General features: G+C 60.0%; 17 protein-coding genes and 2 pseudogenes. 3 read left to right on the top strand and 16 right to left on the bottom strand.

The features are described 5' to 3' along the window. Positions 1–131: 131 nt before the first annotated feature. Positions 132–1211, top strand: a complete 1080-nt coding sequence (locus HMPREF2924_RS05155; protein ID WP_003130917.1) for a hypothetical protein — start codon at positions 132–134, stop codon at positions 1209–1211. Between the two features lie 434 nt (positions 1212–1645). Further along, positions 1646–2131, top strand: coding sequence for a hypothetical protein (locus HMPREF2924_RS05150; RefSeq protein ID WP_003130914.1), 486 nt, complete (start codon positions 1646–1648; stop codon positions 2129–2131). Positions 2132–2231: 100 nt separating this feature from the next. Here HMPREF2924_RS05150 and HMPREF2924_RS05145 read toward each other — a convergent pair whose 3' ends face one another. The 5 genes from HMPREF2924_RS05145 to HMPREF2924_RS35405 all read right to left on the bottom strand — a co-directional run bounded on the left by HMPREF2924_RS05145 (position 2232) and on the right by HMPREF2924_RS35405 (position 5839). Then, positions 2232–2522 carry a hypothetical protein gene (locus HMPREF2924_RS05145; protein ID WP_003130912.1) on the bottom strand — a complete coding sequence of 97 codons (291 nt, stop codon included), beginning with the start codon at positions 2520–2522 and terminating at the stop codon, positions 2232–2234. Positions 2523–2615: 93 nt separating this feature from the next. Further along, positions 2616–3212 carry a hypothetical protein gene (locus tag HMPREF2924_RS05140; RefSeq protein WP_003130911.1) on the bottom strand — a complete coding sequence of 199 codons (597 nt, stop codon included), beginning with the start codon at positions 3210–3212 and terminating at the stop codon, positions 2616–2618. Positions 3213–3291: 79 nt separating this feature from the next. Continuing rightward, positions 3292–4326, bottom strand: a complete 1035-nt coding sequence (locus HMPREF2924_RS05135) for a hypothetical protein (protein WP_003130910.1) — start codon at positions 4324–4326, stop codon at positions 3292–3294. 1047 nt (positions 4327–5373) lie between these two features. Continuing rightward, positions 5374–5523 carry a hypothetical protein gene (locus tag HMPREF2924_RS33930; RefSeq protein WP_228846173.1) on the bottom strand — a complete coding sequence of 50 codons (150 nt, stop codon included), beginning with the start codon at positions 5521–5523 and terminating at the stop codon, positions 5374–5376. A 34-nt stretch (positions 5524–5557) separates the two neighbouring features. Then, positions 5558–5839: a hypothetical protein gene (locus HMPREF2924_RS35405; RefSeq protein ID WP_123809176.1), complete on the bottom strand. Its 282-nt coding sequence runs from the start codon at positions 5837–5839 to the stop codon at positions 5558–5560. A gap of 398 nt (positions 5840–6237) precedes the next feature. Between HMPREF2924_RS35405 and HMPREF2924_RS36325 the strand changes: the two are divergent. Next, positions 6238–6306: pseudogene (locus tag HMPREF2924_RS36325) on the top strand (hypothetical protein); the annotation flags it as partial. A gap of 130 nt (positions 6307–6436) precedes the next feature. On the opposite strand, the gene HMPREF2924_RS35400 reads toward HMPREF2924_RS36325, so the two are convergent. The 11 genes and pseudogenes from HMPREF2924_RS35400 to HMPREF2924_RS35795 all read right to left on the bottom strand — a co-directional run. Next, on the bottom strand, positions 6437–6820 hold the full coding sequence (locus HMPREF2924_RS35400) for a DUF2388 domain-containing protein (RefSeq protein ID WP_023094651.1): 384 nt from the start codon (positions 6818–6820) through the stop codon (positions 6437–6439). 92 nt (positions 6821–6912) lie between these two features. Continuing rightward, on the bottom strand, positions 6913–7260 hold the full coding sequence (locus HMPREF2924_RS05125; protein WP_021263882.1) for a DUF2388 domain-containing protein: 348 nt from the start codon (positions 7258–7260) through the stop codon (positions 6913–6915). A 129-nt stretch (positions 7261–7389) separates the two neighbouring features. Next, positions 7390–7635 carry a hypothetical protein gene (locus tag HMPREF2924_RS05120; protein ID WP_004354886.1) on the bottom strand — a complete coding sequence of 82 codons (246 nt, stop codon included), beginning with the start codon at positions 7633–7635 and terminating at the stop codon, positions 7390–7392. Then, entirely contained in the window at positions 7632–8120 is a 489-nt protein-coding gene (locus HMPREF2924_RS35805; protein ID WP_021263881.1) for a hypothetical protein, read from the bottom strand. The genes HMPREF2924_RS05120 and HMPREF2924_RS35805 overlap by 4 nt, the downstream gene beginning before the upstream one ends. Positions 8121–8224: 104 nt before the next feature. After that, positions 8225–8488 carry a hypothetical protein gene (locus HMPREF2924_RS05110; protein WP_003160542.1) on the bottom strand — a complete coding sequence of 88 codons (264 nt, stop codon included), beginning with the start codon at positions 8486–8488 and terminating at the stop codon, positions 8225–8227. Between the two features lie 35 nt (positions 8489–8523). After that, the gene (locus HMPREF2924_RS05105) at positions 8524–8787 is read right to left on the bottom strand and encodes a hypothetical protein (RefSeq protein ID WP_003130908.1); all 264 of its coding nucleotides are present in this window, start codon (positions 8785–8787) and stop codon (positions 8524–8526) included. Further along, positions 8784–9152, bottom strand: a complete 369-nt coding sequence (locus HMPREF2924_RS36320) for a hypothetical protein (protein ID WP_023094650.1) — start codon at positions 9150–9152, stop codon at positions 8784–8786. The genes HMPREF2924_RS05105 and HMPREF2924_RS36320 overlap by 4 nt, the downstream gene beginning before the upstream one ends. Then, complete coding sequence (locus HMPREF2924_RS05095; protein ID WP_021264313.1) at positions 9149–9778, bottom strand: glycoside hydrolase family 19 protein; 630 nt, start codon at positions 9776–9778, stop codon at positions 9149–9151. The genes HMPREF2924_RS36320 and HMPREF2924_RS05095 overlap by 4 nt, the downstream gene beginning before the upstream one ends. Positions 9779–9823: 45 nt before the next feature. Further along, the gene (locus HMPREF2924_RS05090) at positions 9824–10369 is read right to left on the bottom strand and encodes a phage tail fiber protein (RefSeq protein ID WP_071543053.1); all 546 of its coding nucleotides are present in this window, start codon (positions 10367–10369) and stop codon (positions 9824–9826) included. Positions 10370–10581: 212 nt separating this feature from the next. Then, positions 10582–10947, bottom strand: a pseudogene (locus HMPREF2924_RS05085) (hypothetical protein); the annotation flags it as partial. A gap of 959 nt (positions 10948–11906) precedes the next feature. Further along, on the bottom strand, positions 11907–12105 hold a 199-nt coding region (locus HMPREF2924_RS35795; RefSeq protein WP_168172951.1), incomplete at its 5' end, for a phage tail tip fiber protein.

Genomic DNA, 12105 nt, shown 5'->3' with positions numbered 1-12105 from the left:
CGTGGCCCCCGGCGGGCAAGGCCTGAAGACAGTTTGCCGCTGCGGCATCGGGACGCGCCCTGTAAACTCTGGCAGGTACCCGGCACGCCGCGCCGGAGACGTCATGGAACCCAGCCCGCAAGGACGCCCGCGTGATCCCCGTCGCCCCTCTTCCCCTGATCGTCCCGCTCATCTACCTGTCGTCGTTCGTCGCCGGCATCTGGCTGCTGGTCTGGCTATCGCTCCTGGCCTTCAGCCCGCGCGCGCGCCAGCGCTTGCGCCGCCGCTGGCCGAGCCGCGGCCTGCTGATGCTGCTCCTGCTGATCCCGTTGGGACTGCGCGCCTGGCTGGAGATCGGTCTCTGGCAGTACGAGCGCGAACGCGCGCGCGAGGAAGCCGCGCACAGCGCCGTGCTCGAGCGCCCCTCGCGCCTCGGAGGCATCGAGATGCCTGCCGGCACCCGGCTGAAGCTGGAACTCAAGCACCAGCCAGAAAGCTTCCGCGAAGCCGAATTCCCCACCCCGGTGACGATCCGCGGCGTCGCCACCCGCCACCTGCAACGCTGGCTGCAGAGCGAGCAGGACGACCCGCAGGACCCATGGAAAACCACCGGCGTCCATCCCACTTCGCTGCGCCTGCGTGGCGAGGGCGTCGCCGAGATCGAAGGTTGGCGTTGCGACGCCAGCCAGGAAATCGCCTTCGCCAGCGAGCGCGACGGGCGTCCCGCCGCCTTCGAAGGCTGTAGCCTGGCGACCGGCAACCGCGCCGACGAGATCGACTTCCCCGCCGGTGCGCGATTGTTCGCCAGCGACGGCATGGTCTACACCGACGGCTACCGCGACGCCGAGCGCTGGCGGGTAATGCCGGAAACCGGGCAACGGGTGTCGGTGCGCGGCATCGCGCTGAGCGGCGGCGCCCTGGCCTTCGACCGCGACCGCCGCCTGTACGGCCTCGGCGGCACGGTCCTCGCCGAGGCCTTGCAACTGGGCGCCTGGCACTACCCGGCGGGCACCGAGGTCAGCCTTTCGCCCCGCGCCGCCTGGCGCGCGCAACATCCGCACGCCTGGCTGTTCAGTCCTACCCGCGAAGCCGCTTCGCATGCCTCCGGCGAGCGCCTGGAACACGGCACCTCGCTGTTGCAGACGCTGGACGGCCAGGAACTCGAGCGCCTCGACAACCGCGCGGCAGGAGTCATCGACTTCATCGAACTGGAGATCGGCGACGACCGCTGAACCCGCGCCTCGCGGTTATCTGAGGCTCAGCCGGCAGCGCGGCGGGAAGGGCAATCAGGAAATGGACGAGGCGCATGGACCCTCCGTGGCCATCACTGCGGTATGGCTAGGCATTTTCCCGATCCCGCGGGAAAAGCGATGCCGCTTCGCTTGCCGCACAGCGAAACAGGGCTAGTCTTATCAAGGTGACTTTCTCCTATGGTGGTCACCAAAGCCCCGGGGGCCGCTCATCCCCCCGGGGCTTTCCCTCTCACCTGCTGCCTCTCCCCTCCTTGATACAGCAGCCCATCGCAGTTCAACGAGGAAACCCGATGAAACTCAGCATTGTCGCCCTGGGCCTCTTGTCCATGGCAGGGGTGCTCATCTGCACCTATCTGATCCTGAAATCGCTCAGTGCCATCTGATATCGCTCATCTACGAAGCTGTGGATGCCCATGGGCAGATCGAGCAGTCCGCGCGTAGGATGGGCAGGCACGCTTCCTGCCCATTTTCCGCCAGGAAAAGAAAGGAATTCCTTTCCGAGATTTCCACAGAGGTCATGGATGAAAAAAAGCCCCCTGCTGATACTGAGCGTACTCCTCGCCGCCTGCGGCCCCGACAAGCTGATTTCCGACCTGCCGTCGCCGAACGGGCAATACCACGTCGAGGTTCGGAAATGCCCGGAGAAAGGTTCGATCACCTGGGGCGAAGAAATACAGGTCTCCCTCCTCGAAACCGGGAAATCGGAAAAGTGCCATGCAGTCGTGCAGTCGCTGGCGCAATTCGACCTGCGCGCATCCGCGGACCAATTGCAACTGGAGTGGCTGTCCGATACGGAACTCAGGGCCTGGCACCCTAGCTTCGAGCCCGGAAACCAAGCGGACGGCTCGCGCCTGAAGCACGATGCGCCGGTGAAGATGGTCTTTGCGCCGAAGCGCTGAGCGATTCAAAGGACGCACCTGTATTCCGCCGCTAGCAAGGGAGATGTCAAAGCAGTCCGCTTACTCGAGTTCCACACTCGCGGGAGCCGCGAGTGCCTGATTAAAGACTGGAAAATATGAAACAAAGCGGCGCCATCCACAGCGCCAGGTTGATCATCCATTGCAGCGCTCTTTCGCGAGCGCTCCCCAGCTTTCGCTGCTGGAGCACGAATGCCAACGCAGTGGAATGCAGCAACAGGGCGCAGGCAGGAAAGACCAGCAGGTAGGCGAACAGCCCAGGCGCATTCATATTGGGATAGCTATGGCTGTCGAGCGATCGCCAGTACGCCACCAGGAAAGCGCTCGCGACCGCGAGGCTGAGCCCCAGGCTGATGCGGCTATACCACTTCATCGATACCCTCCCGACGCGCCTTCCGGACCTACGCCGATCGTCCCGGAAAACGGCCCGAACCGCCTCGCCTCACCCTGCTTCAGTCAGAGCGGCTCAGGGCTTCCGGGGCTCGTTGCCGAGCAGACGATCGAGTTCGCCCATGACGCGATCGCTCTTGGCCTCTTCGAGCTTGCGCCGGGCCTCGGCGAGATTGGCCTGGGCGCGCTCCATCTCGACCATGCCGACGGCGGTGATCACCGCCTGCAATGGCACGCCCCTGCCGGTGGAGCGCATGCCGTTGCGTTCGCGTTGCTGCGGCGCGCAGATGAACTGGAGGACAGCCTCATGGCTTTCGTTGGGCAGCGGGGTCCAGCCCTTGGCGAAGGTGAACTGGAGGTTCGTGGGTTGCCCGTTGTTGGAGAAGGTCTTGGCGGTGACCACCTTCACCTCTCGCGTATCGCAGCGGTACTGGTGCGCGCTGAGCAGATGGAAGGAGTCGAACAGCATGGCGATCTGCACCTGCCAGGCGTTTTCGATACCCGGCACCGGTGCCAGCGAATCGGCATCGGCCAGGAACACGTCAAGCTCGGCAGGGTCGTCGCCCTTGTGTACCACCCACCAGTCTTCGGCCCAGGCATGGCCGGATGCGGCCAGCAGCGCGGAGCACAGCCAAGTCACGGCACTGCGGGAAACCTTGCGATAGACGTTCATGTCACCTTCCTTTGTGGGGAAACGCTTCCCTGCCGATCGTGGATAGGGGCGGCACCCGGCGCCCCTGAGCGAACACCCGCTATTTCAATGACAGCGGCACGCCCCAGACCGGGTCTTCCATGCCCTGCTTGCGCAGCGGTGTGATCTGCAGGGGCTGGAGCCTGGACAGCAGTTGCCGGTGCTTGTCGCTCAGAGCCCGCTGGGCGATCAGGGACTGGCTGAAGTCCATCGGCGCCGGCCAGGTGTAGACGGTCAGGTTTTCCAATGGGCATTCGATCTTCTTCGGATCGATCGCCCGGCACTTCGACTGCTGGTACTTGTAGCCGGGGGTCTTCAGGTGCATGCGCGGGGCCAGCAGCAATTGCCCGCCCTGCACGCTGAAGCTGGCCAGCGCCTTGTCGACCGGCAAGCGTGCCTGGATCTTGATCGAAGGTACGTCGCGGGAGTCGGTCTGCTGGTAATAGCCGGCCTGGGAGCCCTGGGTCGTCTGCGTGTATTGCTGCTCGCCCCAGCTCACGCAGGCGCCCGAGGCCACATGCACGGCGGTGCAGACCTTCTCGGTCTTGATCTCGCTGCCATAGGTGGCATCTTTCCAGACTTCTTCCCGGTAGTACTCGCGATACAGCTCGGGGGACAGGTACGCGGTGCCGTTGGCGCCATGGCCCGAACCGGGCGGACCGCCGCGGGCGCCGACCTGGTCGAGCAAGCCATGGATCTGGTAGTCGTCGCCGCCGGTCAGCAGGTACTTGCCGGGCGGCAGGATATGCACCTCGAAGGCCTTGAACAGATAGGTCTCGTCGGGCTTCCGCTGCAGCGCGTTGGTCTGGAACTTGCGGCCGAAGGTCACCTTCGGGTCCTTCTCGTACTCCCAGATCGCCGTTGGCGTCCACTGGGTCATGGTCAGCGCATCGCTCAGGGACTTGTGCGGCATCACGTCGGCCACCAGTACCACGGCCATGTTCCCTTTCAGCGCCTGGTCCACCAGGTCCAGCATCTGCGCGTTGCGCGGATCGTCCATGCTGCCATAGGCGCCCGAATCGAGTTCAGACACGCAACCGGAAAGGCAAAGCAGCAAGGCGGCGGAAAGGGCAAAACGCGGGCGGGGCAGTCTCATGCATCGATCCTTGATAGAGGCTGGTGCGGGTCGTCGGACGGCCCATCTTACTGGCCCCAGCCTGGATCGCAATATTTCAAATGAACTAGGTCGGCAGGGGCACACCGGCAGGGCCAGGAGCTGCCACGGCTCTCGTTGGTTCTACGCCTACGCAAACCTCCAGGCATTGGGAGCGGCGTTGTCTGGCAGGCCAGGCTCGGGAAACGTGCACATCCGGAAGAGTGGGTCCCGCGCGCATTGAGGCCACGCCAGTCTCTTCGGAGAGTTTCCAGATGTACCAAGTGTAAGCACTATATTACGGAGGTTTTGTCAGTGACTGAAAAACGGTCGCAGCCTATGTCAAGAAGGCTGATGGGGATGTCATCCGCATCGAGCGATTGGCTAACAGCATACGAGCCTCGCTGGAAGGTCTTGGGTTCTCGGACGCCCATGGTAGACAGTTGGAATTGCTCGCCACCGACGATATGGCACAGGCAACGATACTCGACCAGCTACGCATAATGGGAGTCGCGCTTTCAGCAGGCAGGGAATGGTGTCCAGCAGAGGTGTTGGAACTCCTATGTGACCAGGGACTGCTGCATCCTAAAGCACAAAAACTTCGCCACCACACTCCCATCCCTGCGGTGACGGCGCTTCATTTGTCAAGGCATGGTAGCCTTCAGGTTGAACCTAATGGGTACCAGTCGCCCTTCGATAATAAAGAATCCCTGACTCCTATACTTATAGATAGTATCCGTGACATACAAATCTGCTCGATCACCATGAATTTCACGCACAGCATTAGGACTCTTCGTTACCAGAAAGGGCTCTGCACCTCTCAGCTTCTTCAGAGCCTCAGCATCATCAGTCTGAAACTCCATCAAAAAATAGCGATAGACAAACGGAACTGTAGCCCCACCAGAGACATATAGGACCTCGTATATAGCCCCGCCATTTCCAACCACTTTAACAGAGACAATCCTTGCTGGAGAAGGCATACTTGGCGAAGTGAAATATATATAACCAAACAACCCCAGAGCCAAACACGAGAGCCCTATCAGAGCAAAATTAGTACCCTTTCGACTTCGCATAGTCTATTCCCGCCTTAATCCATATCTGATCAACGGGATTGTCGCCATACGGAGTACCCGCCCACCAAGCCCCAAAATCTTTATCAGAGGTTCCTGCTAGAGTCTGAGTAGCACCTGCCGCTCTCAATAAGATCTGCTCCGACAATCCTGCGGCAGCGCCCCTAGCACCATTTATCTCTCGCTGCCTTGCGCGCTTTGGCAGCAGCGGACCTCATCTTACTCTCTGTTTTCTTCTTGACCTCTGGGTATCCATCTTTTTCAATTCCACTACGAACAATTGACTCTTCCTGCATGACTTGTAGAAATGGATATTCGCTAGCCTCGACACCAGGAACACGCCTTCCCTTTCCAGTGCCACCTCCAGCAGGATCTCCAAGCCCATCTATAGAGGTGTTGTCGCCGTAGATCGTAGTAGAAACTAGATTTAGAGGTGCCTTACTCATTTCTCATTCCCCTACTTGCATCATATTTCACAACACGTTAAACACGAGTAATTATCAATTCAATTGAGAATTTTCCTAAAGACGAAGTAGCCTGTTCTCCCCTCTGAAAGCCGAGAGTTCTAAGGCGCACTGGTGGACGTCGGCTGCGAGATAGGCAAGATCCGTCGAAGGAGATGCTGGGTGAATGGCCCCATCATCCATGCCGACGACTCCTGCTGGCTGGCCGGCGGCAGAACAACTGGCCAGGAGATGTCGAGCCGCACCGCTGCCGCAGTAAGGAGCCGGTAGGTTCCATCTTGTGGGCCCATAAACGAGGAACAACCACTCCCAAGCCCCCCGCCAACCCCCATCCCTGATAAAATCCCTCGCCCTGCTCCGCTCTCCCTACCGAAGTCCCGATGCGCCCAGAACCGACCAACGCCCCCGCCGCCCTCTCACGCCGCTTCTCCGTTGCGCCGATGATGGATCGGTCAAACTAGAAAAAATTACCTAATAAAATCATATAGATACGAAATAAGCTCAATTTGCTGTAGCAAATCCGTAGCAAAGTCATCCTAGCCGCGGATCTCCTATAGGCCCTTTCACTAGCACCAGCGGCTAGCGGGGCGGATAGGTCAATACCGCCAACGCCAGTTGCAGATCACTGTAGCGCGCAAGCTCGGCGCGCTGGCGCAAGGTGTCCAGCACCGCTTGCAGCATCGCACCGCGGATCGCGCCGTTGCTAGCGATGAAAGCGGCCGCATCGTCATGCGCCAGCTTGAGCTTCCGGTCGTAGCTGCTGATTTCCTTGGATACGTCTCCAGAGAGTTCTGTACCTTCTCTTGGGTCGCTGGTGCCGATGGTCGTTGTCGCCAGCAATATCGAACTGTAGAAACTGCTGGCAATAACGGGGTGGTCCTGCCTATCCCGCGTTAGGTCAATCCCGGCGTGGACAGGCAGGCATACCAGTAGTTTGACCAGCAGCAAGAGCTTGGATGACATGAAAAGCCCCGATTGAATGCCATCCTTTCGTTGCCATCTTTGGCCAGGCATAGTGATATCGCAGCTTTCCGCCCTAGCGCTTGCTGCCGCCATCACTGCATCTCACTACGTGCCAATAGGCCGGTAGCAAAGGAGCTCAGTTCCAGCCTGGGTTCAGGAGTGTCGGCTTGATATTTCCTCCAGGCGCGCTCCAGTTGCACGCCGTAGATTGCTCCTTCTGAGGCTACAAATGCTGCCGCGTCCTCGCGGGCATAGGCATAGCTGTTGTGCCCGAAATGATCGCTTGTGTGGCCGGTTGCTGAAGTGCCCATTACAGTGAGAATGACGGTGCCACGGGCAAGCTCCTCCAATCCGTCCGAGACCTCGGCGGCGACGCATATCTGACAGGAAAATACGATGTGGAAGAGCCAGATGCGGCCCCGACGTTTTTTCGTTTCCATAACTTGAACATCCTCTGTTCGTCATCGGCTATACACCGCTTGTCCATTACCAGACGGCCAAGCCGGGGGCAGGGTCTTGGGCTGACGTAGTGTTTTTCAATACCATCACTTCGGCCGGCCTGCGCGCCATCATTCATCTGCTTTTGAGAACTTGTCCCGTCGAAAAAAAAGGTCAACCCCGAGGATGCCAAGGCAAATCCCCAAGATATCAAGACCAAAGCCTGCCAACTTAACCGAGGAGAATCGAAGAATAAGCACCCAAGCCGCAACAAACACAGCGATCCCAAGCCACTTACGGACCTCCCTGTTGCGCACTAGGTGACCGACCGCAACAATGACTACAGTCCAGATGGCGAACTGGATGACATCATTCATGCGGGCTCTCCCGCGCTTTGGACGATCTCCGACTTGACCGAATGCTGAGGCCCGATCCCGCCGGACACCTCCCCTTCAACGCTGATTACGACATCACCGGAGTGGTAAGTCGGCAGACTCTCTTGGGTCGCCCAACGAACTGCAAGGCCGCTGCCAACTCCAACAAAAGTGTTGATGCGTTTACCGGCTACACCCGCAAGCATACCGACCATGCCAGCAACGGTGACACGCTGCTGGTTCAGAGAGTCAGCCTGAGCTCGGGTCAGGGGCAGCGAGACAAAAACCCTCAGTATGCAAGGTCGGTCCTTTGCCTGCATCCGGTCGAAAACCTCAACCGCAAGATCAGCAGTCGCGTGACTGGCTTTCACTGACGGACAGTACTTCATGTGAAGCAGCCGGCTGCGCTCCGCCCATGCGAGGCGAATGATCGCCAAGCTGAAGTTGATGCCGTGCTGGCTGTGAATATGCGTCCGTTCGATATCCATGGCGTTCCTTCCGTGCTTCGAGCGCGCAGTTTCGGTAGCCAACAACACCGCAACCACTAGCAAAACAGCTAGCTCTCAACATCCACACCCAGACGGAGTTAGACTCAGCGCTCCGCCTCATAGGCAGCAACGCCCGTCCCTATGGCACGCCACTCATTCTGCGGCATGCGCGCGTCGCAGATGAATACCTCGACTTCGCCGCTTTCCTTCGGCTCCGCCGGCCGGATCGCTGCATGCCGGAGAATCGTCTGCATGTCTGGGACGTAGCTGCTCTCCGAGCCGTGGAATGACCAGATGCCGAACTTCCCTGCTCCACCCACCTGGTGGTCGAGTTTCACCGACCAGCCCTTGAATCGAATGACCAGCATCGCCCTGCTCCGTAGGAAAAGGCCGTAGTCTACTCCTAATTCTGACAGGCCTGGTTCGCAGCCAGGAGTTGCGCCTCGTAACCAATCCGCTGCCGCCGCTCGGCCAGCAGCGCACGGACCTTGGTCTGTAGGTCGTCGCTCTTCTTCAGCCCAGCCGCTGCCCAGGCCGGCACTTCTACCGCCGGCACTCGGCACGGCACCGCAACAGGCACTTCTACGCGCACCGTGCGCGGCTCAGGCTCGACCTGGCCGGCGCATCCCGCCAGCGCGCCCATCACCAGCATTAGCACCACCCTCATAGACCCAACTCCTGATCAATGACCGCCTCGGCGGCCGCACACTGCCCGCCGGCGGTTCGCTCACGTACCAGGCGCTGGGCTTCGGCATACTGCTCCGCGGCCTGGTGCCGTCCCCGATCCACAGCCTGCGCGGCATCCCGGGCGCGCTGCTCGCCAGCCTGACGCAGCGCGGCAACCTGCCGGACCTGCTCCGCCACTGCGTCCTCCAGGCCTCCCCTGGCGGCGCGGCAGGCGACCAGATCCGCCAGCGCAGCATCAAGCTGCGGCCGGTAGTGCCGCGCGCCGAGCCAGACACCGCCGGCGGCGCCGAGGCCGAGCAGTAGCAGGCAGGCCAGCGCGACCGATAAAGGACGGGCGGAGATCACGACAGCACCCTCTTCGCCCGCTCCCACAGCGCCAGGCGCTCCGCCTGGCCGTTCGTGCCGCCGTTGATGCGCCGAGTGATGGCGGCGAACTCGCCGCGGTCGGCCAGGTCGTTCAAGCCGTGACTGGCCCACCACCAGGCCGCCGACAGCGCAGCGAATTCCGGCTGCTCGAGCAGCTCTGGTTCCTGCTCCAGCGGCTGGCCCAGCCCGGCGCCGGCGGCGCGGTAGTTCGCCCGGCCGGTGATCTGTAGCAGCCCGCGCCCGCGGTACCGCCAGCCGTCGCCGGAGGCCTCGTCGCCATTGCCGTTGCGCGAGGCGTAGGCGTTGTTGGCGATGGCCCGAGGATTGCGCGCCAGGCGCTGCGCCAACGCGTTGGGCTGCCCGTCGGCGCCGAGGTAGCGAATCGGCCAGGTCGCAGCCAGGCCGCGCGCGCTGTAGTTGAGGTTCTCCACCAGGCGGGTCAACTGGCCGCTTTCATGGCCGATCTGGGCCAGAAACGCGGCGACTCGCACAGGCGACGTGATACCGAAGCGCGTCATCCCGCGGTTCAGCGCACCAACAAAAACGCCGGCGCGAGGGCCGGCGTTCGGGAGGATTTGCAGCAGTTGCTGCTCAGTGATAGGCATGCTGATCTCCAGGCACAAAAAAAAAGCCCGCAGAGTGCGGGCTGGTCATAGAGTCTCGGGCTGCATCTCGGGAGGTGCCGGCATCGACAATCGGACATCGATCCAACTATTGAGCGGGACATCCAGTGGGGCGCCCTTCCCGAGCACCATTTCGCCGTCGTCACTGAGTGTCCAGCGCTGTTTGAAGAGCCGGATGGTGACCGTCCCATCCTCAGCCTGTTCGCTGTCAGTGATACCGAGTGGGCGACCGCCGTCGGGAGACGCAGGGTCGATCACGCGCCAGCCCTCTTTCGCTAGCCCCAGGCTACCAGAGACCTTGTAGACGCCAACGGCGAGCCGTTGAACAGTAACGCCGCGGGCCTCTGCGTTGGCTACACCCCAAGCCCCCGCAGGCTCGAAGTCCAGTTCGTTGAGGTCCGGTCTCAAGCTCCCATCAACGTTGGCGATACGCACGACCGGCGATGCAGCACGAAGCGTCCCGTCGGTTGCTCTCGTCGTGTTTATAGTCGTGTAGAACTCGAAAATAGGGGCAGACGAGAATTTCCCGCACCGACCTTTGACCGTAGATGCCGGCACCTGGCCGAAAAACATCTGCGCTCCTCGCAAGTCGGATCCGTCGTAGCCGATCGTCAACACAGATCCGTTGCTAATGCCAGTTGCCACGGAGTCAACAGTTGTCGAATCGAATTCTCGACGCTTGTCGCATAACGATGAATCGATGGTGCTCGGTCAGGACGCTCAGAACCAATCCCGAATGCGCCGACCGGCATGGCGTTTCCAAGCATTGTACCGATATCGGCCTGGGCGGCGCTGCGCAACTCGAGCGAGTTCCTCGCCTGGGCCGGCGTCGGTGCCGTTGCCCACGGCTGAATGCCGGCCAGCGTCCCTCCCCACTGGTTCGCTATCAGGTTGAATCGATCGCTCAGCTCCTTGTCGTAACCCAGGATTGGCGCCACCGCATAGGGCTGGCCGCTAGCCGTGCTGCCCCGGTAGTTGGGCTTTATCGACATGACCGTCGAACTGGCGACGTTGCTCACTTCGTAGAGGCGCCCGTCAGGGGCAATAAAGGCGTCGCCTACCCGGACATTAGAAGAAAACTGAGTTCCGGTGCCGGTGACGGTCGGGCTATTTTCTGTCACCGCGACGGTGCCGGTTGAATACCATGCCATTTAAGCCTCCATCAAATTACGCGACAACAATGAGTGGCCAGTTGAACTTAAATCCGATCTCATCCGGAACTAACGAGGAGACGAAAATCATGGCCCGGGAATTGTACAAGAACCCTATACGAGGGGGTTCCAGAGTACAGATATGCTTTAGATTAAAATGACTCACCAGAAAATAGGTGGACAACCCATATGGATATGGAAGTGCCCATGTTTGCATGTGCATACCTCCGGGCCAATTAGGGTTATGTGCGTATAACTCCCACTCCTGCGCCCCTCCAACAAACCGTATAATCTCGCGATTACTGTCGAACATGACACGCGACTGAGCATCGAATACATGCATGCCCCACCCTCCTATACGGGGTAGCATGACTGCTGCGGCCTTCCACTTTCCTCCATATACCGGCGGGTCGGTATCTTGGAAACTAGACTGGTAAAACGCAAATCCAGACCAAGCCCCAGCCCCTCCCAGATGTCGAAATCTATAAATCTGGTGAGGCCCATTAGGACAGAAGTATACATATGGCTCGTAGGGCGAATTAATTGGCGCCGAGTAGTTTACAACAATTTCCACCGCTCCTTGAACGCCATACACCCCACCTTCAACAATATGCATGCAGGGGTTTGAGTCATCGATAATTGTTTGCCCATTGTTCCCTCGAACAAGGATACCGTAGCTCATGAGAACATTACCGCATGCAGGACATAGGTAACATTTGGAGATCCGTCTCGCAAAAACGTAATTACATTTCCAGATATTCTATAGGAAGGGACGTTTCCAAATGGGTAGCCGCTTGAGATTAAGAAAACTACACCACGAGCGGGATCAAAGCCGGGAATACTCACTGCCATTCCTCCTGTGATCGCTCCAATCGATTGTCGATATACAGTCCGCGCCGACTGGCCGGTGAGGTCCATCACGATCCCTCCGGCTGCGTTTCGAATTCGGATGCCATAGCTCATGCGTCGAGATTCCCGATCTGTACCCGTAACACCAGGTTCGCGTCGTAGACTTTAACGGCCTCCGCTGTCTGCCTCATGAAGCCTCCGGACGTTGCGCTGTTCATCGTCAAACTCCCTGCTTTATCAAGCTTCCACAGCGGCTCGCCGTTGGCACCGAGTGCGGTCGACTGAATCACGTTGCCGATCTTCGCGTTC

This window comes from Pseudomonas sp. HMSC063H08 (assembly GCF_001813645.1).
Lineage (GTDB): Bacteria > Pseudomonadota > Gammaproteobacteria > Pseudomonadales > Pseudomonadaceae > Pseudomonas > Pseudomonas aeruginosa.
Note: the sequence above shows the minus strand (reverse complement) of the source record. Positions and strands in the feature narration are given on the sequence as shown.

Excerpts from the sequence above, each read along its gene's own strand:
- HMPREF2924_RS05150 (WP_003130914.1), top strand. The coding sequence starts at position 1,646 with ATGGGCAGATCGAGCAGTCCGCGCGTAGGATGGGCAGGCACGCTTCCT.
- HMPREF2924_RS05145 (WP_003130912.1), bottom strand. The coding sequence starts at position 2,522 with ATGAAGTGGTATAGCCGCATCAGCCTGGGGCTCAGCCTCGCGGTCGCG.
- HMPREF2924_RS05140 (WP_003130911.1), bottom strand. The coding sequence starts at position 3,212 with ATGAACGTCTATCGCAAGGTTTCCCGCAGTGCCGTGACTTGGCTGTGC.
- HMPREF2924_RS05135 (WP_003130910.1), bottom strand. The coding sequence starts at position 4,326 with ATGAGACTGCCCCGCCCGCGTTTTGCCCTTTCCGCCGCCTTGCTGCTT.
- HMPREF2924_RS35405 (WP_123809176.1), bottom strand. The coding sequence starts at position 5,839 with ATGAGTAAGGCACCTCTAAATCTAGTTTCTACTACGATCTACGGCGAC.
- HMPREF2924_RS35400 (WP_023094651.1), bottom strand. The coding sequence starts at position 6,820 with ATGTCATCCAAGCTCTTGCTGCTGGTCAAACTACTGGTATGCCTGCCT.
- HMPREF2924_RS05125 (WP_021263882.1), bottom strand. The coding sequence starts at position 7,260 with ATGGAAACGAAAAAACGTCGGGGCCGCATCTGGCTCTTCCACATCGTA.
- HMPREF2924_RS05120 (WP_004354886.1), bottom strand. The coding sequence starts at position 7,635 with ATGAATGATGTCATCCAGTTCGCCATCTGGACTGTAGTCATTGTTGCG.
- HMPREF2924_RS35805 (WP_021263881.1), bottom strand. The coding sequence starts at position 8,120 with ATGGATATCGAACGGACGCATATTCACAGCCAGCACGGCATCAACTTC.
- HMPREF2924_RS05110 (WP_003160542.1), bottom strand. The coding sequence starts at position 8,488 with ATGCTGGTCATTCGATTCAAGGGCTGGTCGGTGAAACTCGACCACCAG.
- HMPREF2924_RS05105 (WP_003130908.1), bottom strand. The coding sequence starts at position 8,787 with ATGAGGGTGGTGCTAATGCTGGTGATGGGCGCGCTGGCGGGATGCGCC.
- HMPREF2924_RS05095 (WP_021264313.1), bottom strand. The coding sequence starts at position 9,778 with ATGCCTATCACTGAGCAGCAACTGCTGCAAATCCTCCCGAACGCCGGC.
- HMPREF2924_RS05090 (WP_071543053.1), bottom strand. The coding sequence starts at position 10,369 with ATGTTTTTCGGCCAGGTGCCGGCATCTACGGTCAAAGGTCGGTGCGGG.